The 24,545-nt window shown below is 72.2% G+C and carries 21 protein-coding genes; 19 read left to right on the top strand and 2 right to left on the bottom strand.

The annotated features are described in order from the left end of the window. Positions 1 to 23: 23 nt before the first annotated feature. The 11 genes from IM725_RS08830 (at position 24) to IM725_RS08780 (ending at position 10,041) form a co-directional block, all read left to right on the top strand. Positions 24 to 1,868, top strand: coding sequence for an ABCB family ABC transporter ATP-binding protein/permease (locus IM725_RS08830; protein WP_193780210.1), 1,845 nt, complete (start codon positions 24 to 26; stop codon positions 1,866 to 1,868). Further along, positions 1,865 to 2,359 (top strand): GNAT family N-acetyltransferase, encoded by a 495-nt coding sequence (locus IM725_RS08825; RefSeq protein ID WP_321576197.1) that lies wholly within the window; start codon positions 1,865 to 1,867, stop codon positions 2,357 to 2,359. Before IM725_RS08830 ends, IM725_RS08825 begins: the two co-directional genes overlap by 4 nt. Positions 2,360 to 2,456: 97 nt before the next feature. Then, positions 2,457 to 3,389 (top strand): LysR substrate-binding domain-containing protein, encoded by a 933-nt coding sequence (locus IM725_RS08820; RefSeq protein WP_193780209.1) that lies wholly within the window; start codon positions 2,457 to 2,459, stop codon positions 3,387 to 3,389. Between the two features lie 196 nt (positions 3,390 to 3,585). Continuing rightward, positions 3,586 to 4,485: an amino acid ABC transporter substrate-binding protein gene (locus IM725_RS08815; protein WP_193780208.1), complete on the top strand. Its 900-nt coding sequence runs from the start codon at positions 3,586 to 3,588 to the stop codon at positions 4,483 to 4,485. Between the two features lie 93 nt (positions 4,486 to 4,578). Further along, positions 4,579 to 5,334 carry an amino acid ABC transporter permease gene (locus tag IM725_RS08810; RefSeq protein ID WP_193780207.1) on the top strand — a complete coding sequence of 252 codons (756 nt, stop codon included), beginning with the start codon at positions 4,579 to 4,581 and terminating at the stop codon, positions 5,332 to 5,334. Between the two features lies 1 nt (position 5,335). Further along, entirely contained in the window at positions 5,336 to 5,998 is a 663-nt protein-coding gene (locus IM725_RS08805) for an amino acid ABC transporter permease (RefSeq protein ID WP_193780206.1), read from the top strand. A 21-nt stretch (positions 5,999 to 6,019) separates the two neighbouring features. Next, positions 6,020 to 6,757: an amino acid ABC transporter ATP-binding protein gene (locus IM725_RS08800; protein WP_193780230.1), complete on the top strand. Its 738-nt coding sequence runs from the start codon at positions 6,020 to 6,022 to the stop codon at positions 6,755 to 6,757. 52 nt (positions 6,758 to 6,809) lie between these two features. Beyond that, complete coding sequence (pyrC, locus tag IM725_RS08795; RefSeq protein WP_193780205.1) at positions 6,810 to 7,844, top strand: dihydroorotase; 1,035 nt, start codon at positions 6,810 to 6,812, stop codon at positions 7,842 to 7,844. Continuing rightward, entirely contained in the window at positions 7,826 to 8,599 is a 774-nt protein-coding gene (locus IM725_RS08790) for a DUF3025 domain-containing protein (protein ID WP_193780204.1), read from the top strand. Before pyrC ends, IM725_RS08790 begins: the two co-directional genes overlap by 19 nt. A gap of 84 nt (positions 8,600 to 8,683) precedes the next feature. After that, the gene (gene htpX / locus IM725_RS08785; RefSeq protein WP_193780203.1) at positions 8,684 to 9,556 is read left to right on the top strand and encodes a protease HtpX; all 873 of its coding nucleotides are present in this window, start codon (positions 8,684 to 8,686) and stop codon (positions 9,554 to 9,556) included. A gap of 113 nt (positions 9,557 to 9,669) precedes the next feature. Then, positions 9,670 to 10,041: a YXWGXW repeat-containing protein gene (locus IM725_RS08780; RefSeq protein ID WP_193780202.1), complete on the top strand. Its 372-nt coding sequence runs from the start codon at positions 9,670 to 9,672 to the stop codon at positions 10,039 to 10,041. A gap of 6 nt (positions 10,042 to 10,047) precedes the next feature. On the opposite strand, the gene IM725_RS08775 is transcribed toward IM725_RS08780, so the two are convergent. After that, complete coding sequence (locus tag IM725_RS08775) at positions 10,048 to 12,252, bottom strand: FUSC family protein (RefSeq protein WP_227753694.1); 2,205 nt, start codon at positions 12,250 to 12,252, stop codon at positions 10,048 to 10,050. Positions 12,253 to 12,358: 106 nt separating this feature from the next. Here IM725_RS08775 and IM725_RS08770 point away from each other — a divergent pair, with 106 nt between their 5' ends. Continuing rightward, the gene (locus tag IM725_RS08770; protein ID WP_193780200.1) at positions 12,359 to 13,225 is read left to right on the top strand and encodes a DMT family transporter; all 867 of its coding nucleotides are present in this window, start codon (positions 12,359 to 12,361) and stop codon (positions 13,223 to 13,225) included. A 34-nt stretch (positions 13,226 to 13,259) separates the two neighbouring features. Here IM725_RS08770 and IM725_RS08765 read toward each other — a convergent pair whose 3' ends face one another. Further along, on the bottom strand, positions 13,260 to 13,613 hold the full coding sequence (locus IM725_RS08765; RefSeq protein ID WP_193780199.1) for a DUF4148 domain-containing protein: 354 nt from the start codon (positions 13,611 to 13,613) through the stop codon (positions 13,260 to 13,262). A gap of 150 nt (positions 13,614 to 13,763) precedes the next feature. On the opposite strand from IM725_RS08765, the gene IM725_RS08760 reads away from it, so the two are divergent. The 7 genes from IM725_RS08760 to IM725_RS08730 form a co-directional block, all read left to right on the top strand. Continuing rightward, the gene (locus tag IM725_RS08760; RefSeq protein ID WP_193780198.1) at positions 13,764 to 14,696 is read left to right on the top strand and encodes a LysR family transcriptional regulator; all 933 of its coding nucleotides are present in this window, start codon (positions 13,764 to 13,766) and stop codon (positions 14,694 to 14,696) included. A gap of 98 nt (positions 14,697 to 14,794) precedes the next feature. Then, positions 14,795 to 17,407 (top strand): DUF1631 family protein, encoded by a 2,613-nt coding sequence (locus IM725_RS08755; protein ID WP_287065696.1) that lies wholly within the window; start codon positions 14,795 to 14,797, stop codon positions 17,405 to 17,407. Positions 17,408 to 17,478: 71 nt separating this feature from the next. Further along, positions 17,479 to 18,651, top strand: coding sequence for a CaiB/BaiF CoA transferase family protein (locus IM725_RS08750; protein WP_227753698.1), 1,173 nt, complete (start codon positions 17,479 to 17,481; stop codon positions 18,649 to 18,651). 165 nt (positions 18,652 to 18,816) lie between these two features. Beyond that, positions 18,817 to 19,080, top strand: a complete 264-nt coding sequence (locus tag IM725_RS08745; protein WP_193780196.1) for a hypothetical protein — start codon at positions 18,817 to 18,819, stop codon at positions 19,078 to 19,080. A 104-nt stretch (positions 19,081 to 19,184) separates the two neighbouring features. Next, the gene (locus tag IM725_RS08740) at positions 19,185 to 21,476 is read left to right on the top strand and encodes an NADP-dependent malic enzyme (protein ID WP_193780195.1); all 2,292 of its coding nucleotides are present in this window, start codon (positions 19,185 to 19,187) and stop codon (positions 21,474 to 21,476) included. Between the two features lie 76 nt (positions 21,477 to 21,552). Continuing rightward, entirely contained in the window at positions 21,553 to 22,764 is a 1,212-nt protein-coding gene (locus IM725_RS08735) for an ABC transporter substrate-binding protein (RefSeq protein WP_227753693.1), read from the top strand. Further along, on the top strand, positions 22,761 to 24,545 hold a 1,785-nt coding region (locus IM725_RS08730), incomplete at its 3' end, for a sensor histidine kinase (RefSeq protein WP_193780194.1). The genes IM725_RS08735 and IM725_RS08730, both read left to right, overlap by 4 nt.

Raw genomic sequence — 24,545 nt, 5'->3', positions numbered from 1 at the left:
ACTCGCTCCAAGGATTGTCCCCCATGCGCCGATCAGGCGATTCCACGACCGCACTTCCCGCCCCGCCCGGCAGCCAGCCGCCCGGCGACTGGTCCACCATCCGCCGCCTGCTGCCCTACCTCTGGGACTACAAGTGGCGCGTCGCCGCCGCGCTGGTCTTCATGGTGGGCGCCAAGCTCGCCAACGTGGGCGTGCCCGTGCTGCTCAAGCAGCTGGTCGACCGCATGAGCATCAAGCCGGGCGAGCCGGCCGCGCTGCTGGTGGTGCCGGTGGGCCTGCTGCTGGCCTACGGCCTGCTGCGCCTGTCCACCACGCTGTTCGCCGAGCTGCGCGAGCTGGTGTTCGCCAAGGCCACGCAGGGCGCCTCGCGCCGCATCGCGCTGGAGACCTTCGAGCACCTGCACGCGATGAGCCTGCGCTTCCACCTGGAGCGCCAGACGGGGGGGATGACGCGCGACATCGAGCGCGGCGTGCGCGGCATCGAGTCGCTGATCTCGTACTCGCTCTACAGCATCGTGCCCACGCTGATCGAGGTGGCGCTGGTGCTGGGCATCCTCGCCGTGAAGTTCGACGCCTGGTTCGCCTGGATCACGATCGCGGCGCTGGTGGTGTACATCGCCTTCACGGTCTCCTTCACCGAATGGCGCACCCAGTTCCGGCGCCAGGCCAACGAATTCGATTCGGCGGCCCACACGCGGGCGATCGACTCGCTGCTCAACTACGAGACGGTCAAGTACTTCAACAACGAGGCCTTCGAGGCGGGCCGCTACGAGGAGAGCCTGGAGCGCCTGCGCCTGGCCCGGCTGAAGGCGCAGACCACGCTGTCGGTGCTCAACACCGGCCAGCAGACCATCATCGCCCTGGGCCTGGTGGCACTGCTGTGGCGGGCCACGGCGGGCGTGGCCGCCGGCAAGCTGACCCTGGGCGACCTGGTGATGGTCAACGCCTTCATGATCCAGCTCTACATCCCGCTCAACTTCCTGGGCGTGCTGTACCGCGAGATCAAGCAGAGCCTCACCGACCTGGACAAGATGTTCGCGCTGATGGCGCGCGAACGCGAGGTGGCCGACCGCACCGACGCGCAGCCGCTGGGCGGCCTGGCCCAGCCCACCGTGCGCTTCGAGCACGTGGGCTTCGCCTACGAGCCCGCGCGCCCCATCCTGCACGACCTCAGCTTCGAGATTCCGGCCGGCAAGACGGTGGCCGTGGTCGGGCCCTCGGGCTCGGGCAAGTCCACGCTGGCGCGCCTGCTCTACCGCTTCTACGACGTGCAGCAGGGCCGCATCGCCATCGCCGGCCAGGACATCCGCGAGGTCACGCAGTCCAGCCTGCGGCAGGCGATCGGCATCGTGCCGCAGGACACCGTGCTCTTCAACGACACGGTGGAATACAACATCGCCTACGGCCGGCCCGGCGCCAGCCATGCCGAGATCGAGGAGGCCGCGCGCGCGGCCCGCATCCACGACTTCATCGCCTCCACCCCCAAGGGCTACCAGACCATGGTCGGCGAGCGCGGGCTCAAGCTCTCGGGCGGCGAGAAGCAGCGCGTGGCCATCGCCCGCACCCTGCTGAAGGACCCGCCCATCCTGATCTTCGACGAGGCCACCTCGGCCCTGGATTCGGCCAACGAGCGCGCCATCCAGGGCGAGTTGCAAGGCGTGGCGCGCGGCAAGACCGCGCTGGTGATCGCCCACCGTCTGTCCACGGTGGTGGACGCCCACCAGATCCTGGTCATGGAGGCCGGCCGCATCCTGGAGCGCGGCACCCATGCCGAGCTGCTGGCCCAGGGCGGGCGCTACGCCGAGATGTGGGCGCTGCAGCAGCAGGGCGGCGAGGGCGAGCGCTTCGTGGAGGTGATGAGCCTGTGAGCGGCCTGCGGATCGCGCTGGAGCGCCCGGACCAGCCGGAGGTGCTGGCCCTGGTCGACGCCCTGGATGCCTACCAGAAGCCGCTGTACCCGGCCGAGAGCTTCCACGGCATCGACCTGCCCACGATGCTGCGGCCCAACGTGCTGTTCGCGGTGGTGCGCGACGCCACCGGCGCGGCGCTCGGCTGCGGCGCCGCGGTGCTGCAGGAGGGCTTCGCCGAGCTCAAGCGCATGTACGTGCGCCCCGAGGCCCGCGGCCGGGGCGCGGCCCTGCGCGTCATCGCCTTCCTGGAGCAGGAGCTGGTGGCGCGCGGCGTGCACCTGGTGCGCCTGGAGACCGGCACCCTGCAGCCCGAGGCCCTGGGCCTGTACGCGCGTTGCGGCTTCGTTCGCCGCGGCCCCTTCGGCGGCTACGGTCCCGACCCGCTCTCGGTCTTCATGGAGAAAACCCTGCCCCCGCCCGGTGGGCCCGGGGCCCCGGCCTGCGGCTAACATGCCGCGGATGAGCCTTGCCTTTTTTGCCCCGTGCCGCCCCGCGCACGCCGGGCCCGCGGCCGGCGCCGCCCGCCACGCCCCCTAGGACACCGGCATGGAAACCAAGTGGCTGGAGGACTTCGTCAGCCTCGCCGAAACCCGCAGCTTCAGCCGCTCGGCGCAGCTGCGCCACGTGACGCAGCCGGCCTTCTCGCGACGCATCCAGGCGCTGGAGGCCTGGGCCGGCACCGACCTGGTGGACCGCAGCTCCTACCCGACACGGCTCACCCCGGCCGGCGAGACCCTGTACGCCCAGGCCATCGAGATGCTGCAGGCGCTGCAGAGCACGCGCGCCATGCTGCGCGGCCATTCCTCGGCCGGGCAGGACGTGATCGAGTTCGCCTGCCCGCACACCCTGGCCTTCACCTTCTTCCCCGCCTGGCTGTCGCAGCTGCGCGAGAAGTTCGGCCCGGTGAAGACGCGCCTGATCGCGCTCAACGTGCACGACGCGGTGATGCGGCTGGTGGAGGGCGGCTGCGACCTGCTCATCGCCTACCACCACCTGTCGCAGCCGCTGCAACTGGACGCGGACCGCTACGAGATGGTCAGCCTGGGGCGCGAGACGCTGGCGCCCTACTGCAAGCCCGGCGCCGACGGCCAGCCGCTGTTCCACCTGCCGGGCCGTCCCGGCCAGCCGCTGCCCTACCTGGGCTACGCACCCGGCGCCTACCTGGGCCGCATCACCGACCAGATCCTCAAGGAGTCGCCCGTCGCGATCCACCTGGAACGCGTGTACGAGACCGACATGGCCGAGGGCCTGAAGGTGATGGCGATGGAAGGGCACGGCGTCGCCTTCCTGCCCTACAGCGCCGTGCGCAAGGAGCTGAAGGCCAAGCGGCTGGTCAGCGCGCTGCCGCCGGGCATGGCGCCGCTGGAAGCCACCATGGACATACGCGCTTATCGGGAGAAACCCGTAGACCACGGGGCGCCCAAGGGCACGGCGCAGGCCTTGTGGGCCTGGTTGGCGAGCGGCGGGCAGGGCGGATGAGCCCTTATTCATTTCATGCATGGGCCGGCGCAGAATGCGCATTGGCCCCGGCACCGGCCCGGCCTTACAGTTCGCGCCCAATCCCGGCACAAAGCCTGCTTCATCCGAGGCACCACCGGGAGGCGGTGGCGGCCGGAACGGCCCGCAGCCTTGTCACAATGCCGTCCTCCACTTCGGACACCACAGGAGTTCATCCATGAAAAAGCAGTTCCTCGCCCTGGCGGTCGCCGCCGCAGCCGCGCTCGCCGCCACCGGCGCCCAGGCCCAGGCCAACGACACCCTGGCCAAGATCAAGTCCTCCGGCAAGGCTGTGATGGGCGTGCGCGAATCCTCCGCGCCCCTGGCCTACACCCTGGGCGACGGCAAGTACACCGGCTACCACGTCGAGCTGTGCGAGAAGATCCTGCACGCCGTGGCGCCCCAGGCCAAGATCGAATACACGCCGGTCACCTCCGCCAACCGCATCCCGCTGGTGCAGAACGGCACCGTGGACCTGGAGTGCGGCTCCACCACCAACAACCTGGCCCGCCAGAAGGACGTCGCCTTCGGCCTGACCACCTACGTGACGGAAGTGCGCACCGCCGTGAAGGCGAACTCGGGCATCAAGTCCGTCGCCCAGCTGGCAGGCAAGACCGTCGCCACCACCACCGGCACCACCTCGGTCGCGCTGCTGCGCAAGCACGAGCGCGCCACCGGCCTGGAATTCAAGGAGGTCTACGGCAAGGACCACGCCGACAGCTTCCTGCTGCTGGAATCCGGCCGCGCCGACGCCTTCGTCATGGACGACAACATCCTGGCCGGCCTGATCGCCTCGTCCAAGAACCCCAAGGACTACGCCATCGTGGGCGAGACGCTGAACGTCGAGCCGATCGCGGTGATGATGCGCAAGGACGATCCCGCCTTCAAGAAGGCCGTGGACGACCAGATCCGCACCATGATCAAGAGCGGCGACCTGGAGAAGCTCTACAACAAGTGGTTCATGAGCCCGATCCCGCCCAAGAACACCAGCGTGAACCTGCCCATGGGCTCGGTGCTCAAGAGCCTGATGGTGAACCCCAACGACAAGCCGGCTGAAGACTTCAACGCCAAGAAGTAAGGCGGCGCCACACCGGCCGCAGGGGCGACCGCGCCCCGGCGCGCGCCGCCCCGCCGGGGCGGCGGCGCCGAATGCGGGGAGGAGAAGAGAAGAATGAGCCTCGATTGGCAGGTGTTCTGCCTGGACACGATCGACAAGGAGGCGGTGAAGGGCTGCTTCGGTTCCGGCCGCACGCAGACCTACCTGGACTGGCTGCTGCAGGCCTGGGGCCAGACCGTCATCGTGGCCTGTGCCTCGCTGGTGGTGGCGCTGGTGGTGGGGTCCCTGGTGGGCACCCTGCGCACGCTGCCCGACAGCCCCATCGTCACCCGCCTGGGCAACGCCTGGGTGGAACTGTTCCGCAACATCCCGCTGCTGGTCCAGATCTTCCTCTGGTACCACGTGCTGCCGGTGCTCATCCCCGTCTTCGCCAGCACCAACAAGCTGGTGCTGGTGGTCATGGGCCTTGGGCTGTTCACCTCGGCGCGCATCGCCGAGCAGGTGCGTGCCGGCATCCAGTCGCTGCCGCGCGGCCAGCGCTACGCCGGCATGGCGATGGGCTTCACCACGCCGCAGTACTACCGCTATGTGCTGCTGCCCATGGCGTTCCGCATCATCATCCCGCCGCTGACCAGCGAGGCGATGAACATCTTCAAGAACTCCTCCGTCGCCTTCGCGGTGTCGGTGACCGAACTGACCTTCTTCGCCCAGCAGGCCGGCGAGGAAACCTCGCGCGGGGTCGAGATCTACCTGGCCGTGACGGCGCTCTACGTCATCTCGGCCTTCGCCATCAACCGCATCATGGCCGTCATCGAGAAGCGGGCGCGCGTGCCGGGCTTCGTCGCCAACACCGGCGGTGGGGGCCACTGAGATGCTGGAATTCAACGTCTTCACCTGGGACGTGCTGCGCAGCTTCGTGCTGCACGGCTTCTACTTCAGCGTCACGCTGACCATCGTCTCCACGCTGGGCGGCATCGTGTTCGGCACCGTCCTGGCCCTGATGCGCCTGTCGGGCAACAAGCTGCTGGACGTGCCCGCCACCATCTACGTGAACGGCATGCGCTCCATCCCGCTGCTGATGGTGCTGCTGTGGTTCTTCCTGCTGGTGCCCATCCTGATCGGCCGCCCCATAGGCGCCGAAGTCTCCGCGGTGATCACCTTCGTCGCCTTCGAGGCGGCCTACTTCTCCGAGATCATGCGCGCGGGCATCCAGTCCATCGCGCGCGGCCAGGTGTTCGCCGGCATGGCCCTGGGCATGACCTACGGCCAGAACATGCACCTGGTGATCCTGCCGCAGGCCTTCCGCAACATGCTGCCCATCCTGCTGACGCAGACCATCATCCTGTTCCAGGACACCTCGCTGGTCTACATCATCACGGCCAACGACATGCTGCACGGCTTCACCACGGCCGGCGCCAACCTGAGCCACCCGCGCGAGGCCTACATCCTGGCCGCGGTGGTGTACTTCGTCATCTGCTACAGCCTGTCCTGGCTGGTCAAGCGCCTGCAGGCGCGCATCGCCATCATCCGCTGACCGGAGCGTCCTTCCATGTCCATGATCGAAATCAAGAACGTCTCCAAGTGGTACGGCACCCACCAGGTGCTGACCGACTGCTCGGTCACCATCGACAAGGGCGACGTGGTGGTGGTGTGCGGGCCCTCGGGCTCCGGCAAGTCCACCCTCATCAAGACCGTCAACGCGCTGGAGCCTTTCCAGAAGGGCGAGATCTACGTCGACGGCGTCCCGGTGCACGATCCCAAGACCGACCTGCCGAAGCTGCGCAGCCGCGTGGGCATGGTGTTCCAGCACTTCGAGCTGTTCCCTCACCTGTCGGTGACCGAGAACCTCACCATCGCCCAGGTCAAGGTGCTGGGCCGCAGCCTGGACGAGGCCCGTACCCGCGGCCTGAAGATGCTGGACCGCGTGGGCCTGATGGCGCACAAGGACAAGTTCCCCGGCCAGCTCTCGGGCGGCCAGCAGCAGCGCGTGGCCATCGCCCGTGCCCTGTCCATGGACCCGGTGGTGATGCTGTTCGACGAGCCCACCTCCGCGCTGGACCCCGAGATGGTGGGCGAGGTGCTGGACGTGATGGTGGGCCTGGCCAAGGAGGGCATGACCATGATGGTGGTCACGCACGAGATGGGCTTCGCGCGCAAGGTCGCCAGCCGCGTGATCTTCATCGACGTGGGCGGCCGCATCCTGGAAGACTGCTCCAAGGACGAGTTCTTCTCGCACCCCGAGAACCGCCAGCCGCGCACCAAGGACTTCCTGAACAAGATCCTCTCGCACTGAGGCGGCGCGTACCTGTCGGCAGGCGCCGCTGCGTTCCGGCGAAAATACGGGCATGACCCAGGAAATCACCATCGTCCGGCCGGACGACTGGCATCTGCACGTGCGCGACGGCGCGGCCCTGCAGGCCGTGGTGCCGCACACCGCGGCCCAGTTCGGCCGCGCGATCATCATGCCCAACCTCAAGCCGCCGGTGACCACCGCAGCACAGGCCGCCGCCTACCGCGAGCGCATCCTCGCGGCCGTGCCGGCGGGCCTCAGCTTCGAGCCGCTGATGACGCTGTACCTCACCGACAACCTGCCGCCGGACGAGATCCGCCGCGCGAAGGACGCCGGCGTGGTGGCCCTGAAGCTCTATCCCGCGGGCGCCACCACCAACAGCGACGCTGGCGTGACCGACATCCGCAAGACATACGCCACGCTGGAGGCCATGCAGCGCGAGGGCCTGCTGCTGCTGGTGCACGGCGAGGTGACCTCGCCCGACATCGACCTGTTCGACCGCGAGGCGGTGTTCATCGAGCAGCAGCTGATCCCGCTGCGGCGCGACTTCCCCGAACTGAAGATCGTCTTCGAGCACATCACCACCAAGGAGGCGGCGCAGTACGTGCAGGACGCGGACGCGCACACCGGCGCGACCATCACCGCCCACCACCTGCTCTACAACCGCAACGCGATCTTCACCGGCGGCATCCGGCCGCACTACTACTGCCTGCCGGTGCTCAAGCGCGAAACCCACCGCCAGGCGCTGGTGGCGGCGGCCACCTCCGGCCATCCGCGCTTCTTCCTGGGCACGGACAGCGCACCGCACCCGGCCCACCTGAAGGAGCACGCGGTGGGCTGCGCCGGCTGCTACACCGCGCATGCCGCGATCGAGATGTACGCCGAGGCTTTCGACGCAGCGGGCGCCCTGGACAAGCTGGAAGGCTTCGCCAGTCGCAACGGGCCCGCGTTCTACGGCCTGCCGGTGAACACCGGCCACATCACCTTGCGCCGCGAAGACTGGCTGACGCCCGAGTCCTTCCCCTTCGGCGAGGCCAGCCTCAAGCCGCTGCGCGCGGGCGAATCCCTGCCTTGGAAGCGGGTGGCCTGAACGGGCTGCCGGCCGCGGCCGACTGGCAGCGGCCCTGGTACGCGCCTTTCGCCGGGCACGGCACCGCCGTGGCCGCGGCCGTGCGCGAGGGCGTCGCCCTGCACGAGGCGCTGAATGCGCGGGCCGCCGCGCCCGTGCAGTTCGTGCCGCAGGCGGCGCTGCCGCCGGGCGAGGCCTACGAGGCGCACATCTTCCGCGCCGGCGCCTGCCCCACCCGCGAGAATGCGCACGACTTCTTCAACGGCCTGGTGTGGATGCATTTCCCGCGCTGCAAGCAGCAGCTCAACCGGGTGCAGGCCGGCGAGATCGCGCGCGCCGGCGTGGGCCCGGTGCGCGGGCCGGTGCGCGATGCGGTGACCCTGCTGGACGAGAACGGCGCCCTGCTGGACGCGCCCGCGCCGCTGTGGGCGGCGCTGCTCGCGCGCGACTGGCGCCGCGCCTTCGTGGACCTGCGCCCGGCCTGGGTCCAGGCGCGGCTGGTCGTCTTCGGCCATGCCCTGCTGGAAAAACTCAAGCAGCCGCGCAAGGACCTGACGGCCCACGTCTGGCGCTCGCCGGTGCCGCTGGGCGCGCCGGGCGGCGCGCCCGACCTGGCCGGCGCCGACGCGGCCCTCGCGCCCTGCCTGGTGCCCGACCGCCTGGCCACCAAGCCCTTCACGCCCCTGCCGGTCCTGGGCATTCCGGGCTGGTGCGTGGAGAGCGAGAACTTTTCGTTCTACGATGACTCTTTCGTATTCAGGCCGGCGCGGCCTTGATTCGGCCCCCGCGGGCCGCATCTGGACCGCAACCGGCCTGGACCCGACCGCCACGCCTCCCGTTCCCCGGAGAATAGCCACAACATGAAACGCATCCTCCTCTTCGTCGCCACCAACTTCGCCGTCGTGCTGGTGCTGGGCATCGTCTCCAGCCTGCTCGGCGTGAACCGCTACCTCACGGCCAACGGCCTGAACCTGGGCATGCTGCTCGGCTTCGCGCTGGTCATGGGCTTCGGCGGCGCCTTCATCTCGCTGCTCATCTCCAAGCCCATGGCCAAGTGGTCGGCCGGCGTGCAGGTGATCGAGCAGCCGCGCAACGCCGACGAGGCCTGGATCGTCGAGACCGTGCGCCGCTTCGCCGACAAGGCCGGGATCGGCATGCCCGAGGTCGGCATCTTCGAGGGCGAGCCCAATGCCTTCGCCACCGGCGCCTTCAGGAACAGCGCCCTGGTGGCGGTGTCCACCGGCCTGCTGCAGGGCATGACGCGCGAGGAGGTCGAGGCCGTCATCGGCCACGAGGTGGCCCACATCGCCAACGGCGACATGGTCACCATGACGCTGATCCAGGGCGTGATGAACACCTTCGTGGTGTTCCTCTCGCGCGTGGTGGGCTACGTGGTCGACGGCTTCCTGCGCCGCGACAGCGAAAGCCGCGGCCCGGGCATCGGCTACTACGTGACCACCCTGGTGCTGGACATCGTGCTGGGCTTCCTGGCCGCGATGATCGTGGCCTGGTTCTCGCGCCAGCGCGAGTTCCGCGCCGACCGCGGGTCCACGCAGCTGATGGGCGCGCGCCAGCCCATGATCCATGCGCTGGCCCGGCTGGGCGGCATGGTGCCCGGCGAGTTGCCGCGCAACATGCAGACCCTGGGCATCACCTCCGGCGTGGGCAAGCTGTTCTCCAGCCACCCGCCCATCGAGGAGCGCATCGCCGCCCTGCAGGCCGCGCAGGGCTGAGCCGGCAGCGATCCACCGGCCGGGCCGGCAACGATCTTTACCCGGCGGCAACACGGCGGCGTCAACCACCGGGCCGCCCGCCCGTTCGAAGAGGCATCACCCCTGGAGATGCCATGAGAGTCCGAATCCCCCGCAGCGCGCCGGCCCTGGTGGCCGGCGCGGCCGCGCTTGTGCTGGCCGGCTGCGTGGTGGCGCCCGCCCAGCCCTATTACAGCCAGCCGGTCTACAGCCAGCCCTACTACGGCGGCGCCAGCGTGGTGGTCGCGCCCAGTGCGCCGCCGCCGCTGATCGTGGAGAGCCAGGTGGTCGCGCCCGCGCCGGGCTACATCTGGATCGGCGGCTACTGGACCTGGAGCAGCGGCCGGCACGTCTGGACGCCCGGCCGCTGGGAAGCGCCGCGGCCCGGCTACCGCTGGGTGCCGCGCAGCTGGGCGCAGGGCCCCGGCGGCTGGCAGCAGCACGGCGGCCACTGGGACCGTCGCTGAGCGCCTTCAGCCCCCGGCCGCCCGGCCTGCCGGCACCGCGCCGGCGTCGGCCGGGGCGCCGCGGCGCGCCATGGCCTGGTCGGCTTCCAGCCGGAAGGCCTGCGCCAGGCCCGTGGCCAGGCGCAGGCGGCGCAGCAGCCAGGGGTTGAGGTCCTGCGCGGTGCCGGCCGGCGGCTCGAACATGGGCTGCTGCTCCGCGCTCCAGGCCGGTGCCGCCTGCGTGCTGCCCGGCTGGGCCAGGGCCTGCGCGATCGCGCCCGCCGCTTCACGCAGCGGCGCCTGCAGCTGCGCGATGTCCAGGTGGTCGCGCCGCCGCAGCAGCATGGTCTTCACCGCGGTCAGCTGCGCCAGCAGCTGGTAGCCGTGGCCCAGCATGCGCTCCAGTTCCTGCAGGGCGGGGCGCACCGCCCGCGGCTCCGAGAGCGCCCGCTGCACCGCCTGCACCAGGGCCGACAGGCTGTCGTAGGCCTCGCGCCGCGCCAGCCGCCAGCCGAGCTCGGCGCGCGTGTCGCCGGCCGCCACGGTGCCCAGCTGCAGGGCCAGTTCGGCATGGCGGGCCTGCGCCTTCAGCGCCCGCGCCACCAGCGCGCCGGCCTGGTGCCGCTCCCAGGAGGGCAGCACGTAGCTGAACAGCCAGGCGATGAGCACGCCGATCAGCGTGTCGCCCACCCGCTCCGCCACGTCGAACACCGGCGATCCGCCCGGGTTCAGCAGGTGGGCCTGCAGCAGCGCCAGCACCGTCGCGGCGACGGCCGTCACCAGGTAGCGGCGGATCGCGAAGGCGTGCGCGACGCCCTGGCCCAGGCCCACCACCAGCAGCAGCGCCGCCGCCGGCAGGTGCAGATACAGCAGGAAGCCGGCCAGAGCGCTGCCCAGCAGCGTGCCGGCGACCCGGCTGTTGCGCCGCTCCAGCGTCTGCGACAGGCTGCCGCGCAGCACCACCACGATGGTCAGCAGGATCCAGTAGCCGTGCGAGCCCCAGGGCAGCGCCAGGCCCACGGCCTGGCCGGTGGCGATCGCCAGCGAGGCGCGCAGCGCATGGCGCAGCGGCGGCGCGTCCCAGCGCCACAGCGAGAGGAAGGGCCGCCAGCTCCAGGCCGTGGGGCTGACGAAGAGCTGCCAGGCCACGCGCACCACGTCCAGGTCCGGCTCGCGCTCGCCGCGCGCCAGCGCCACCAGGCGCGCCGCCTCGTCGTGCACGTAGCCCACGCGCCGCGCCAGCGCGGCGGCCAGCACGTCGGGCGGCGGGGCCTGCGGGTCGGGAGCGACCAGCGCGGCGTCGTCGGCGTAGCCCAGCACCTGTGGCGGGCGCTCCAGGGTGAAGGGTGCGGGCGGCCGGCCCGTGAGCAGGGCGTCGGCCAGCGCCTCCAGCGCCTCGGCCAGCGCCCGCATCTCGCCGCCCAGCACGGCCAGCAGCGGCTGCTGCGCCGGCTGCTGGCGCAGCGCGTCCAGGTCCAGCGCGCAGGCCACCAGGTGGTCGCGCATGTCCAGCACCTGCATCAGCATGCCCGCCAGGCGCTGGCGCTGCGGCCGGTCGGGCGACTCCAGCAGCACGTTGCGCGCCGACTGCAGCTGGTCGGCCAGCGCGGCCTGCTGCTTCATCAGGCTGCCCAGCACGTCCGCCGTGGGCTCGGCCAGCTGCCGGCCCTGGGTGCGCATCAGCCGCGCCACCGCGTACAGCGAATCGGCCACCGCGTTCAGCCGGAAGCGCGGGTTCAGCACCGCGTTGGCCAGCAGCGACCAGGCCAGGTAGAGCACGGCGCCCAGGGTGAAGGCCAGCGCCGACTGCAAGGCGCTCGCCTCGTCGGCGGGGGGCGGGGCGGCCAGCGCGAACACCATGGCGAACATCACCGACACCGAGATGGGCAGGCCGCGCTTGCCCCAGGCCGCGCCCAGGAAGGCGATGAAGGTGGCGCCCACCAGCAACACCGAGAGCAGCAGCCAGTCTTCGCGCAACAGCGTGGTCGCCAGGAACAGCGGCGGCCCCACCAGGGCGGCCGGCAGCATGCTGCCCAGCTTGCCCTTGCGCGGGCCGGGCTGGTCAGGGGGCGTCACCACGATCACGCCCGTCGTCGCCGCGGCCCCGGCCACAGGGCCCAGGATCAGGTGGACGATGGCCGAGGCCAGCAGCAGGCCGATGGCGGCCGTCGCGCCATTGGCCACCTGCGCGCTGAGCAGCACGCGCAGGGCTGCCCGGAAGTAGTGTTTCAAATGCCGCCGCCCCTGTGCTCGTGGTCCAGCGCCGAGCATACCGGGCCCGGCACGGGTTCTGGTTCACGCGATTGCCCGGGCCCGCGCCAGCCTCTACGCTGCGCGCATGACACCTGCCGACGCGCTACGCCTGCCGCTCCTCACGGCCCTCACCATGCTGGCCTTCGCCGCCAATTCCCTGCTGTGCCGGCTCGCCCTGCGCAGCACCGGCATCGACGCCGCCAGCTTCACCGCCGTCCGCCTGGCCAGCGGGGCCGTGGTGCTGTGGCTGCTGGCGCGCAGCGCGGCGCCGGCCCCGGGGGCGCCGCGCCAGGGCAGCTGGACATCGGGCGCGGCCCTGTTCGCCTATGCGGACGCGTTCTCCTTCGCCTACACCCGGCTGCCGGCCGGGGTGGGCGCGCTGCTGCTCTTCGGCACGGTGCAGCTGACCATGTTCTGCGGCGCGTTGCTGGCGCGCGAACCGGTGCGCGCCCCCCAGCTGGGCGGTGTCCTGCTGGCCCTGGCCGGCCTGGCGATGCTGGTGCGGGTGGCCGACACGCAGGGGCAGGCGCCGCCGGTGGCGGTGCTGCTGATGATGGCGGCCGGGGTGGCCTGGGGGGTGTATTCATTGCGCGGCCGGCGGGCGACGCTGCCGCTGCTGGCCACGCGCGACAACTTCCTGCGCGCCGCGCCCATGGCCCTGGCGCTGCTGCTGCCCTTCGCCGCCGGGCTGCGCGCCGACGTGCCGGGGCTGGCGCTGGCCGTGGCCTCGGGGGCAATCGCGTCGGGGCTGGGGTATGCGCTCTGGTACAGCGTGACACCGCGGCTGCGCTCGTCGAGCGCAGCCGCGGTGCAGCTGTCGGTGCCTGTCATCGCCGCGGTGGGCGGCGTGCTGCTGCTGGGCGAATCCCTCAGCCCGCAGCAGTGGCTCGCGGCGGCGGTGGTGCTGGCCGGCATTGCGCTGGCCATCCGCAAGCCGCGGCCGGCGGCCTGAGCCCCCGGCGGGGGCCCGGGCCGCGGGCGGCCGCTCAGTACAGGCGGCTGGTGTCGCGGCCGTAGGCGTTGCTGGCGGCCAGGTCGCCGTGGTGCAGGGCGGCGGCCAGTTCGCGCTTGACTTCTTCGCGGGTGGTCGCCACTTGGGTACCGGCGGCCGGGAAGCGGCCGGGTTCCAGTTCACGCACGGTCGCGGCGCGCTCGCCGGCGGCGACGATGGTGCCGCTGCGGATGGCTTGCTGCGTCTCGGCCTGCACTTGCTGGCGGGTCAGGCTGGTGTCGCCGGTGGAACGGACGGGACCCCAGCTCGGGATCACGGTGTCGGCCATGGCGGAGCCGGCCAGGGTGGCAAAGGCGATCGCGGCGATGGTGGTGTAAGAGCGGTTCATGGTGAGTCCTTTCGTGACTGGTTAGGTCGGCGGCTCCGGGTTTCTATGTATGGGCCGTCGATGGATGTACTGTATGGTTTCATCGGACGTAGATAAACGGTCCCATAATTCATGTTGCATTTCTGATTTAGAAACAATTGGGGGCTTGAAATGGATCGTTTGCTCTCCATGCGCGTCTTCGAACGGGTGGTGGACGAGGGCAGCTTCGCCGGCGCGGCCCGGGTGCTGGACCTGTCCGCCCCCGTGGTGACCCGGCTGGTGGCCGACCTGGAGGACCACCTGGGCACCCGGCTGCTGCAGCGCTCGACCCGCCGCCTGGCGCTGACCGAGGCCGGCCAGGACTACCTGAACCGGGTGCGCAGCATCCTGCAGGACATCGACGAGGCGCATGCCGCGACCACCGCCTCCACCCAGGAGCTGGCGGGCCTGCTGCGCGTGCACGCCTCGCCGGTGCTGGCCAGCCACCTGGTGGCGCCGCTGCTGGCGGGCTTCCACGAACGCTACCCCCGCATCCGCATCGACATCGAGGTCGACAACGGCGGCGACCCGGCGATCGAGCAGTTCGACATCACCCTGATCCCCACCGACGACGGCTTCGACGGCGACGTGGTGGCGCGGCGCGTGCTGGACTCGCATGCGGTGCTGGTCGCGTCGCCCGCCTACGTGCGCCGGCGCGGCCTGCCGCGCACGCCCCAGGAGCTGCCCCAGCACGACTGCCTGCGCGTGAAGCCGCCCCAGGGGCGGGCGCGCAGCTGGCGCCTGCTGGCCGAGGACGGCTCCATGCCGGCGGTGGACCTGGAGATCGAGCCGGTGCTGGCCGCCAACCACACCGACACCCTGCTGCGCGCGGCCATGGACGGCGTGGGCATCACCTCGGCCGCGGTGGACCTGGTCGCGCCGGCCCTGTCCGACGGCTCCCTGGTGCGCGTGCTGGCGCCCTGGATCACCGGCCGGCTGGCGATCTATGCCGCCCTGCCGAGCCGCAAGTTCGTGCCGCAGCGCACGCGGGCCTTCCTCGACTACCTGGTGGAGAAGTCGCGGGCGCAGGCGACGCAGGCGCTCGCGGTGTGCGCCCAGTGCTGATTTGCCGACACCGGCACCGGTAAAGACGGAATAAGCGCCCCTTCACACGGAACAATCGGCACGGCGCTGGTTACACTTTCGAGCCAGGGAGGGGTGGGGTGCCAGCAGCGTTTCCAGTCGTCGTGCAACCATGCATCGAGGAGGCCGTGCAACGCGCGGCGCGCATCCTCGAAGCCGCCACCGATGCAGCCTGCGCCGCCCTGCTGGAAGAAGCCCGCAAGTCGCAGCCGCAGGCCCAGCGCCAGGCGATCTCCGACGCGGCCTCGGACCTGCTGCGCCTGCGACCCTCCTGGGCCCAGGCCTTTCCCGCTGCCCTGCGTGCCGCCGCGTCGGCCCCGGCATCGGCGCGCGGCGCCGGCGGTGGCGTGCGCATCAGCCCCTCCTCGCTGACCCTGGTGGACGACAGCGAGCTCGTCCAGTCGATCGAAGTCTCGCGCCTGGCCCAGCAGCTCGAGGGCCGGGTCGAGAAGGTGCTGGGCGAATTCGACCGCTTCATGAGCTCGGCACTGGGGCTGGACGGCATCCAGCCCGAGGCCAACCCCCTACGCCCCGCCGCCTTCGCCCAGGCCCTGCGCAGCGTGATGAACGAGCCGCCGCCGGAGCCGGGGCGCTCCGCGCTGTGGATGCGCCACATGGCCGAGCCGCTGGCGCTGGAACTGCAGGCGCTCTACGAACGCTGCGCCGGCCTGCTCGCGCAGGCGCGGGTGCAGGCGGCCCAGTACCGCGTCGTCGCCACGCCCGGACGCGCCAGCCGCGCCGGCGGGCTGGACACCGGCAGCGGCGATTCACAGGGCGGCTGGAGCCCCAGCGTGCGGCCCGCCGCGCCGCCTGCCGGGGCGCAGGCTTCCGGGGCGGGCTGGATGGGCCAGGCCATGCACCGGCTGGGCGGCCGGGTGCTGCGCGACTTCCTGTTCGGCGCCGCGCCGGCCGAGCCGCAGCCGCTGGCGCCCGCGTTCTACCAGGCGGTGGGGCAGGAACTGGCCGCGCTGGAGGCGCTGCCCGACGAGCCCGCGCCGCAGCCCGTGGCCCAGGAGGATTTGCGCGAGCTGGCGGCCGTGGACCGGCCGGTGCGCGAGGTCGGCACCGCCACCGCACTGAGCCCCGCGCTGTGGGGCGACTACGGCGCGCCGCGGCGGCGCTCGCTGGTGCGCACGCGCCTCAAGCAGCAGGCGAGCAGCGCCGACCAGGTCATGGGGCTGGACCTGGTGCGCGAGCTGGTGGAGCAGGTCGCGCGCGACCCCCGGCTGCTGGCGCCCGTGCGCGAGGCCATCGTCGCGCTGGAGCCTTCGCTGGGCCGCCTGGCCCTGCAGTCGCCGCGCTTCTTCGCCCAGCACGACAACCCGGCGCGGCGCCTGCTGGACGGCGTGGCGCAGCGCAGCCTGCAGTACAACGACGAATTCGCGAGCGAGTTCCAGGCCTTCCTGGACCCGGTGCGTGACCGCTTCAACGCGCTGAACCGCCTGGAGGCGATGGCCGACGCCAGCCCCTTCAAGGCAGCGCTAACGGCCCTGCAGGCCGGCTGGGACGCGCAGGACCGCGAGGTCCAGGCCCAGCGCGAGCAGGTGCTGGCCGCCGTGCAGCGGGCCGAGGCGCGCCAGGCCGAGGCCGAGCGCGTCGCCGCCGAGCTGAGCCAGCGCAGCGACATGGAGGGCGTGCCCGCCGTCGTGCAGGATTTCATCTACGGGCCCTGGGCCCTGGTCATCGCGCAGGCGCGCCTGCAGCACCCGGGCGAGGTGGACCCGGGCGGCTACGCGCGCATCGTGGCCGACCTGCTGTGGAGCGTGCGGCCCTCGGCCGTGCGCGAGCCGGCGCGTGCCTTCGAGACCATGCCGCGGGTGCTGGTCACCTTGCGCAAGGGCCTGCAGGCGCTGGGCCATCCGCCCGCCGAGACCGAGACTTTCTTCCGTGCGCTGGAGCGCCTGCACTGGCCGGTGATGAAGCTGCGTGCGCGGCTGCGGCGCGCCTCGACCGCCGACCAGGAGCCGCCCCGCGTGGCGCCCGAGGTGCTGGCCCCGGCCCCGGCGCGCAAGCCGCAGGCCCGCGAGACCCTGTTCCTCGGCGAGCGCGAGCAGAAGGCCCTGGGCTTCGAGGAAACCCCGCCCGCCACCGCGCAGACGTCGGCGGTGGCTGCGCTGCCGCAGCAGGGTCTGCCGTCGCAGGGCGCCGTGCCTGCCGCGGCCGCGGGCGGGACGCTGGGCTCCTCGCAGGGCGTTCATGCCATGGGCGGCGGCGCACCCGGCCCGGCCTCCGGGGCGCTCGTGGCGGGCGCCGACCCGGTGGCCGGCGCGCCGGCCGCACGGCCTGCGGATGCGCATGCGTCCGCCCCGGGCGGCGGGCAGGGCCAGGCCGCGGGCGCGGGTGCTGCTTCGGCGCACCCCGTGCCCGAGGCCGGCGGGGAAGCCCCGGACGCGATGGACGCGGCGCAGGCCGAGGCGGTGATCACCGGGCTGCGCGAGGGCGCCTGGGTGGACCTTCACAGCCACGGCCAGTGGCAGCGCGCCCGCCTGACCTGGGCGGCCGGCCGCGGCACGCTCTTCATGTTCGTGAGCCACGGCAACCGGCCCCATTCCATGACGCGGCGCACGCTGCAGCGCCTGCTGATGGCCCGGCAGCTGCGCCCCGTCGGCAGCGAGGCCGTGGTGCAGCAGGCGCTGGATGCGCTGGCCGCCGCCGAGCCGCCCGCGCCGTCCCCGGCGGGGGCCGCGGCGTGAGCGGCTCCGGCGATACCGGCGAAAACGGCGCTGCCGCGGCGCCCCCTGGGCGGCGGCCGGCGCCGCAGCCCCTGGCCGGGCTGCGCGTGGTCGAGTTCACGCACATGGTGATGGGCCCCACCTGCGGCATGGTGCTGGCGGACCTGGGCGCCGAAGTCATCAAGGTCGAACCGGTCGAGGGCGACCGCACGCGCCACCTGCTGGGCGCGGGCGCGGGCTTCTTTCCCATGTTCAACCGCAACAAGAAGAGCATCGCGCTGGACCTGCGCAGCGAGGACGGCGCCCGCGTGGCGCGCGAGCTCTGCGCCACCGCGGACGTGGTGGCGGAGAACTTCAAGCCCGGCACCATGGCCAAGTACGGCCTGGACTACGCCGCGCTCGCCGCCCGCCACCCGCGCCTGATCTACGTCAGCCTGAAGGGCTTCCTGCCGGGCCCCTACGAGCACCGCACCGCGCTCGACGAGGTGGTGCAGATGATGGGCGGCCTGGCCTACATGACCGGCCGTCCCGGCGACCCGCTGCGCGCCGGCTCCAGCGTGAACGACATCATGGGCGGCATGTTCGGCGCCATCGGCGTGCTGGGCGCGCTGGTGCAGCGCGGCATCACCGGCCGCGGCATGGAAGTGCAGAGCGCGCTGTTCGAGAACAACGTGTTCCTGGTCGGCCAGCACATGCTGCAGTACGCGATCACCGGCCACGCGGCCGAGCCCATGCCCAACCGCATCTCGGCCTGGGGCGTGTACGACGTGTTCACCGTGAAGGGCGGGGAGCAGATCTTCCTGGCCGCGGTGAGCGACGCGCAGTGGAAGACCTTCTGCGAGGCGCTCGGCTTCGCCGACCTGCTGGCCGACCCGGCCTTCGCCACCAACAACCAGCGCGTGCGTGAGCGCCACCGCCTGCTGCCAGTTCTGCGCGAGCGGCTGGCCCCGCGCGGCGCCGGTGAACTGGCGGCGATGTTCGAGCACCACGGGCTGCCCTTCGCCCCCATCCGCCGGCCGGAGGAGCTCTTCGACGACCCGCACCTGCAGGCCACCGGCGGCCTGGCCGAGGTGCGGCTGAGCGACGGCGAGCGGGCCGGCCAGACGGCCCGGGCCACCTTGCTGCCCTTCACGCTGGCGGGCGAGCGGCTGGGCGTGCGCCTGCACCCGCCGGCCATGGGCGCGCACACCGCCGAGCTGCTGCGCGGCCTGGGCTACGGCGAGGCCGAGATCGCCGCGCTGCGTGAGCGCGGCGCCGTGGCCTGAGTGCCGGCGGCCGGGCCTGCCGGCCGCCCTGGGGCCGGCAAGCCCGCGGATCGCCCGGCCCGCCGCTGCGCCGGGGCGTGATCGGGTGCTGTAGGTGGCGGCCTACACCCGCGCGGGCTGGCTGCCGGCAGCAGGATGGGCTTGCCGCCCGGAACATCCCTGCCCATGAGCAAAGACTTCCAGCCCGCACCCATCGTCCCCGGCCAGGCCTTCCGTGACAGCGAAGGCCAGCGCTGGTGGGTGCGCGGCCCGCGCCCCGGCCCGGGCGAGCAGTTCGTGATCGAGGCCGAAATGAAGGGCAGCTACCCCCGCGTGGCGCTCTACGTGATGACCGAGCCCGAATTCCGGGCCCATGCGCGTGCCGCGCAGCTGCAGCCCGAACAGCCGGGCCGCGCCAGCGGCCCGCGCGGCGAGCGCCCTGGCCGCTGACCGCGGTAGCGTGACCGCCGCGCACTGCGGCGCGGCGGCGCGGCGCACAGTCCCCATTGCCTGGCTGCTGCGAAAAGCGCAGCATGGGCCTTGGAGACCTGCACATGAAAGAACCGACCACCCAGGCCGAATTGGCCCTGCGCGATGCGGCGCGCGAATACCACCGCACCCCCGGCCGCGGCAAGATATCGGTCACGCCGACCAAGCCGCTGCTCAACCAGCGTGACCTGTCGCTGGCCTATTCACCCGGGGTCGCCTACCCCTGCCTGGACATCCAGGCCGATCCCTCGCTCGCCGCCGAGTACACCTCGCGCGGCAACCTGGTCGGCGTGGTGACCAACGGCACGGCCGTGCTCGGCCTGGGTGACATCGGCCCGCTGGCCGGCAAGCCGGTGATGGAGGGCAAGGGCTGCCTCTTCAAGAAGTTCGCCGGCATCGACGTCTTCGACATCGAACTGGCCGAGCGCGACCCCGACAAGCTGGTCGACATCATTGCCGCGCTGGAGCCCACGCTGGGCGGCATCAACCTCGAGGACATCAAGGCGCCCGAGTGCTTCACCATCGAGCGCAAGCTGCGCGAGCGGGTGAACATTCCCGTGTTCCACGACGACCAGCACGGCACGGCCATCATCGCCAGCGCCGCGCTGCTCAACGGGCTGGAGCTCGTCGGCAAGGCCATCGCCGAGGTGAAGCTGGTCGTCTCGGGCGCAGGCGCCGCCGCCATCGCCTGCCTGGACCTGATGGTGCGGCTGGGCGTGTCGCCGCGCAACATCTTCGTCGTCGACTCCAAGGGCGTGATCTACCAGGGCCGCGCCGGCGGCATGGACGAATCCAAGGCCCGCTACGCGCAGGACACCGCGGCCCGCACGCTGGCCGACGTCTGCCGGGGCGCCGACGTGTTCCTGGGCTGCTCCACCGCGGGCGTGCTGACGCAGGACATGGTGCGCAGCATGGCCAACAAGCCCATCATCCTCGCGCTGGCCAACCCCGAGCCGGAGATCCGGCCCGAGCTCGCGCGCGAGGCGCGGCCCGACTGCATCGTGGCCACGGGCCGCTCCGACTACCCGAACCAGGTCAACAACGTCCTGTGCTTCCCCTACATCTTCCGCGGCGCGCTGGACTGCGGGGCCACGCGCATCACCGAGGAGATGAAGCTGGCCTGCGTGCGCGAGATCGCCGAGCTGGCCAAGGCCGACATCAGCGAAGAGGTGGCCAGCGCCTACGCCGGCCAGGAGCTCGCCTTCGGCCCCGACTACATCATCCCCACGCCCTTCGACCTGCGGCTGATCCTGCGCATCGCGCCGGCGGTGGCCCGCGCGGCCCAGGCCTCGGGCGTGGCGACCCGCCCCATCGCCGACTACGAGGCCTACACCGCGCAGCTCACCCGCTTCGTCTACCAGACCGGCATGATCATGCGGCCCGTCTTCACCGCCGCCAAGGCGGCCGGCGGCCAGCGGGTGGCCTACGCCGAGGGCGAGGACGAGCGCGTGCTGCGCGCCGCCCAGCTCGCGATCGACGAGGGCCTGGCGCGGCCCATCCTGATCGGCCGGCCGGCGGTGATCGAGGCGCGCATCGCCAAGGCCGGGCTGCGCATGCGCCTGGGCCGCGACGTGGAGTGCACCAACCCCGACAGCGACACGCGCTTCCGCCAGTACTGGGAGGCCTACCACCGCCTGATGGGCCGCGACGGCGTGACGCCGGAGGCCGCCAAGGCCGCGGTGCGGCGCTCCAACACCCTGATCGGCGCGCTCTCGGTCCACCTGGGCGACGCCGATGCGCTGCTGTGCGGCCTGGTGGGGCGCTTCGACCACCACCTGGAGCGCATCGCCGAGGTGATCGGGCTGCGCGAAGGCGCGCCCGGCTTCGCCACGCTGAACGGCCTGATGCTGCCCGACCGCACGCTCTTCATCGCCGACACCTACGTGAACGAGATGCCGGACGCGCCCCTGCTGGCGCACATCGCGCACATGGCGGCCGAGCAGGTGCAGCGCTTCGGCCTGCCGCCCAAGGTGGCCTTTCTCTCGCACAGCAACTACGGCTCCTCCACGCGCGGCTCGGCCCGGCGCATGCGCGAGGCCCGCGACCTGTTCCGCCAGATCGCACCCGGCATCGAGTGCGACGGCGAGATGCAGGGCGACGCGGCGCTGTCGGAAGGCGTGCGCCGGGCCAGCCTGCTGGACTGCACGCTGAGCGGGGAGGCCAACCTGCTGATCTGTCCCAGCCTGGATTCGGCCAACATCCTGTTCAACGTGCTCAAGACCACCGGCGGCCAGGGCGTCACCATCGGCCCCATGCTGCTGGGCGCGAACGCGCCGGTGCACGTGCTCACCCCGTCCGCGACGGTGCGCCGGGTGGTCAACATGACGGCGCTCTCAGCGGTGCAGGCCCGCCGATGAAGCAGGCGCGGGTGCTCGCGAGAAGCACTGCGGAATTGCATCAAAGCTGAGCTTGCAGCGGCGCTAAAGTCAGGCCATGAAGTCGGCGGGCAAGTTCTTGGCGACGCGCCGCCGCTGGCTGGCCGGTGCGGCCTCGCTGGCGTTCGCCGGCCGTGGCCAGGCGGCCGCCTCGCCCTCGGGCCCGCCCATCCAGGTCGGCATCGATGGTGAGTTCGGGCTGGAGAACAGCACCTCCGCCCAGGCCGTGGAACTGGGGGTGCGGGTGGCGCTGGCGCAGCTGAACGCCGCCGGCGGCCTGCTCGGCCGGCCCCTGGAGATCGTCCGGCGCGACCACCGCTCCATCGCGGCGCGCGGCATACGCAACATCGAGGAGTTCGCCGCCATGCCGGACGTGGTGGCCGTGTTCGGCGGCCGCTTCAGCCCGGTGGTGATCGAGGAGCTGCGGGTGCTCAAGCAGGCGCGCCTGCCCTTCCTCGCGGCCTGGTCCGCCGCCGACGCGATCGTCGACAACGGCTCGCAGCCCAACTACATCTTCCGCTGCTCGCTGCGCGACGGCCTGGCCATGCCCTACATGATGGTGCAGGCCCAGGCGCGCGGGCTGGACCGGGTCGGCCTGCTGCTGACCAACACCTCCTGGGGCCGCAGCAACCTCGTGGCCGCGCAGTCGGCCGCCCAGTCGGCGCTGCACCCGGCCCGGCTGCCGCGCATCGTGGGCACCGCCTGGTACAACTGGCAGGAGATGAACCTGGTGGACCACTACCGCCGGCTGATCGCGGCCGGGGCGCGCGCCATCCTGCTGGTGGCCAACGACGACGAGGGTGCGCGCCTGGTGGCGGACGCGGCCCACCTGCCCCCGGCGCAGCGGGTCCCCATCCTCAGCCACTGGGGCGTGACGGGCGGGCGCTTCTTCCAGGCCGCGGGGCCCGGCCTGCAGGACGTGGACTTCTCCGTGATCCAGACCTTCAGCTTCTTCCGGGCCCGCAAGGAGCCGCTGGCCCGCTTCATGCGCAGCGCCCAGGCCCTGGGCGTGAAGCGCATCGAGGACATCGACAGCCCGGTCGGCGTGGCCCATGCCTACGACCTCATGCACATCCTGGCGCGCGCCATCACCGCGGCGCGCTCCACCCGTCGCGATGCGGTGCGCGACGCGCTGGAGCGCGTCCCCGCGTACGACGGCCTGGTCAAGGCCTACCGCCCGCCCTTCACGCCGCAGCGCCACGAAGCCCTGGGCCCGGCCGAGCTGATGATGTGCCGCTACCGCGCCGACGGCGTGCTGGTGCCGGCATGACGCTGCTGCGCCCGCACCTGCCCGCCGGGCTGGCACGCCGTTTCGCGCTGGCCGCCGCCGGCCTGGCGGCCGCGGCGGTGGTGCTGATCTCGCTCGCCTCGTGGTGGCTGGCCAACCGGCAGCACCAGGCCGCGCTGGCCGAGATCGCGGCGCGCGAGCGCGGCTTCCACGCCGCCGCGGTGTCCAGCGACCTCACGGCCGTGCACGACCGCATGGCCGAGATGGCGGCCAGCAGCATCCTGGCCACGGGCCTGGTGGACAGCGCGGGCAAGGAAACCTACCTGGAGCCTTTCCTCAACGGCGTGCGGCAGATCAACGGCGTGCCCGTGCAGCTGCTGTTCACCGACTTCGAAGGCCAGCCCATCGCCGGCAACCCGGGCGCGCGTTTCAGCCCGGCCCAGCTCGCCTGGCTGCGCGAGCAGCTGCGCGACGGCCGGCCGGGCGCGCGCATCACGCGCGATGGCGGGGTGGACGAGCTGGTCGCCATGCAGCCGCTGGTCTATGCCCGCACGCCCTCGCCCGAGGGCGCGCTGCTCTACAAGGTCAAGCTGTCGGACCTGCACGCGGGCAGCGGCATGCTGCTGGACTGGGCCGGCCATGGCCTGGACAGCGACGGCCCCGCCACGCCGGTGGCCGTGCCGTCGGACTTCCGCTCCCTGGGCCTGAGCATCCGCGGGGCCCAGCCCTCGGCCGCCACGGCGGGCGAGCTGACCATCGCGCCGCAGCTGGCGTCCTTCGCCGTCATCGGCCTGGCGCTGTTCGCGGTGGTCGTGCTGGCGGGCGGGCGCCTGGCGGCGCTGCTGACCGCCGACCTGCGCCGCCTGGAGGGCTTCGCGCGCGAGGTCACCGGCGAGGGCCTGACCCAGCGCCGCGTGCCCGAGACGGGCAGCAGCGAAGTGCGGGGCCTGGCCGCCACCATCAACCGCATGCTGGACCGCCTGCAGGCCCAGCAGCAGGCGCTGGCGGAGGAGGGCCGCAAGCAGGCCGCACTGGCCGCCGCCCTGGGCGCCGCCGACCGCCGCAAGGACGAATTCCTGGCCATGCTCGCGCACGAACTGCGCAACCCGCTCGCCCCCATCGCCACCGGCGCGCAGCTGCTGCACCAGGCGGCCGCCGGCGACGAGCGCGTCGCGCGCACCAGCGAGGTGATCGCGCGCCAGGCCGCGCACATGGCCAAGCTGCTGGACGACCTGCTGGACGTGTCGCGGGTGACGCGCGGGCTGGTCACCCTGGAGCACCGGGTGCTGGACCTGCGCGAGGTGGTGCGCGCCGCCGTGGACCAGGTGCAGCCGCTGCTGCATTCGCGCGGCCACGGGCTGGCGGTGCGCCTGCCCGATGCGCCGGTCTGGGTGGGTGGCGATGCGGCGCGCCTGGTGCAGGTGGTCAGCAACCTGCTGAACAACGCCGCGAAGTACACGCCGGCCCAGGGCGAGATCGAGGTCACCCTGGGCACGCAGGGCGGCCATGCGGCGCTGCGCGTGGCCGACAACGGCATCGGCATCCCGCGCGAGCTGATGCCCGAGATCTTCGACCTGTTCACCCAGGGCACGCGCTCGGCGGACCGCTCGCAGGGCGGGCTGGGTCTGGGGCTGGCGCTGGTGCGCAACCTGGTCGAGCTGCACCACGGCAGCGTGCGTGCCGAAAGCGCCGGGCCCGACCAGGGCTCGGTCTTCACCGTCACGCTGCCGCTGGTGCCCGCGCCCGAGCAGCCACCCGTGCCCACGCAGGCGCCCGCGGCCCCGGCGGGCGCGCTGCGCGTGCTGGTGGTGGACGACAACCGC

Source organism: Ramlibacter aquaticus (assembly GCF_015159745.1).
Taxonomy (GTDB): Bacteria; Pseudomonadota; Gammaproteobacteria; order Burkholderiales; family Burkholderiaceae_C; genus Ramlibacter; species Ramlibacter aquaticus.
This window is presented reverse-complemented; position numbering and strand designations above follow the sequence as displayed.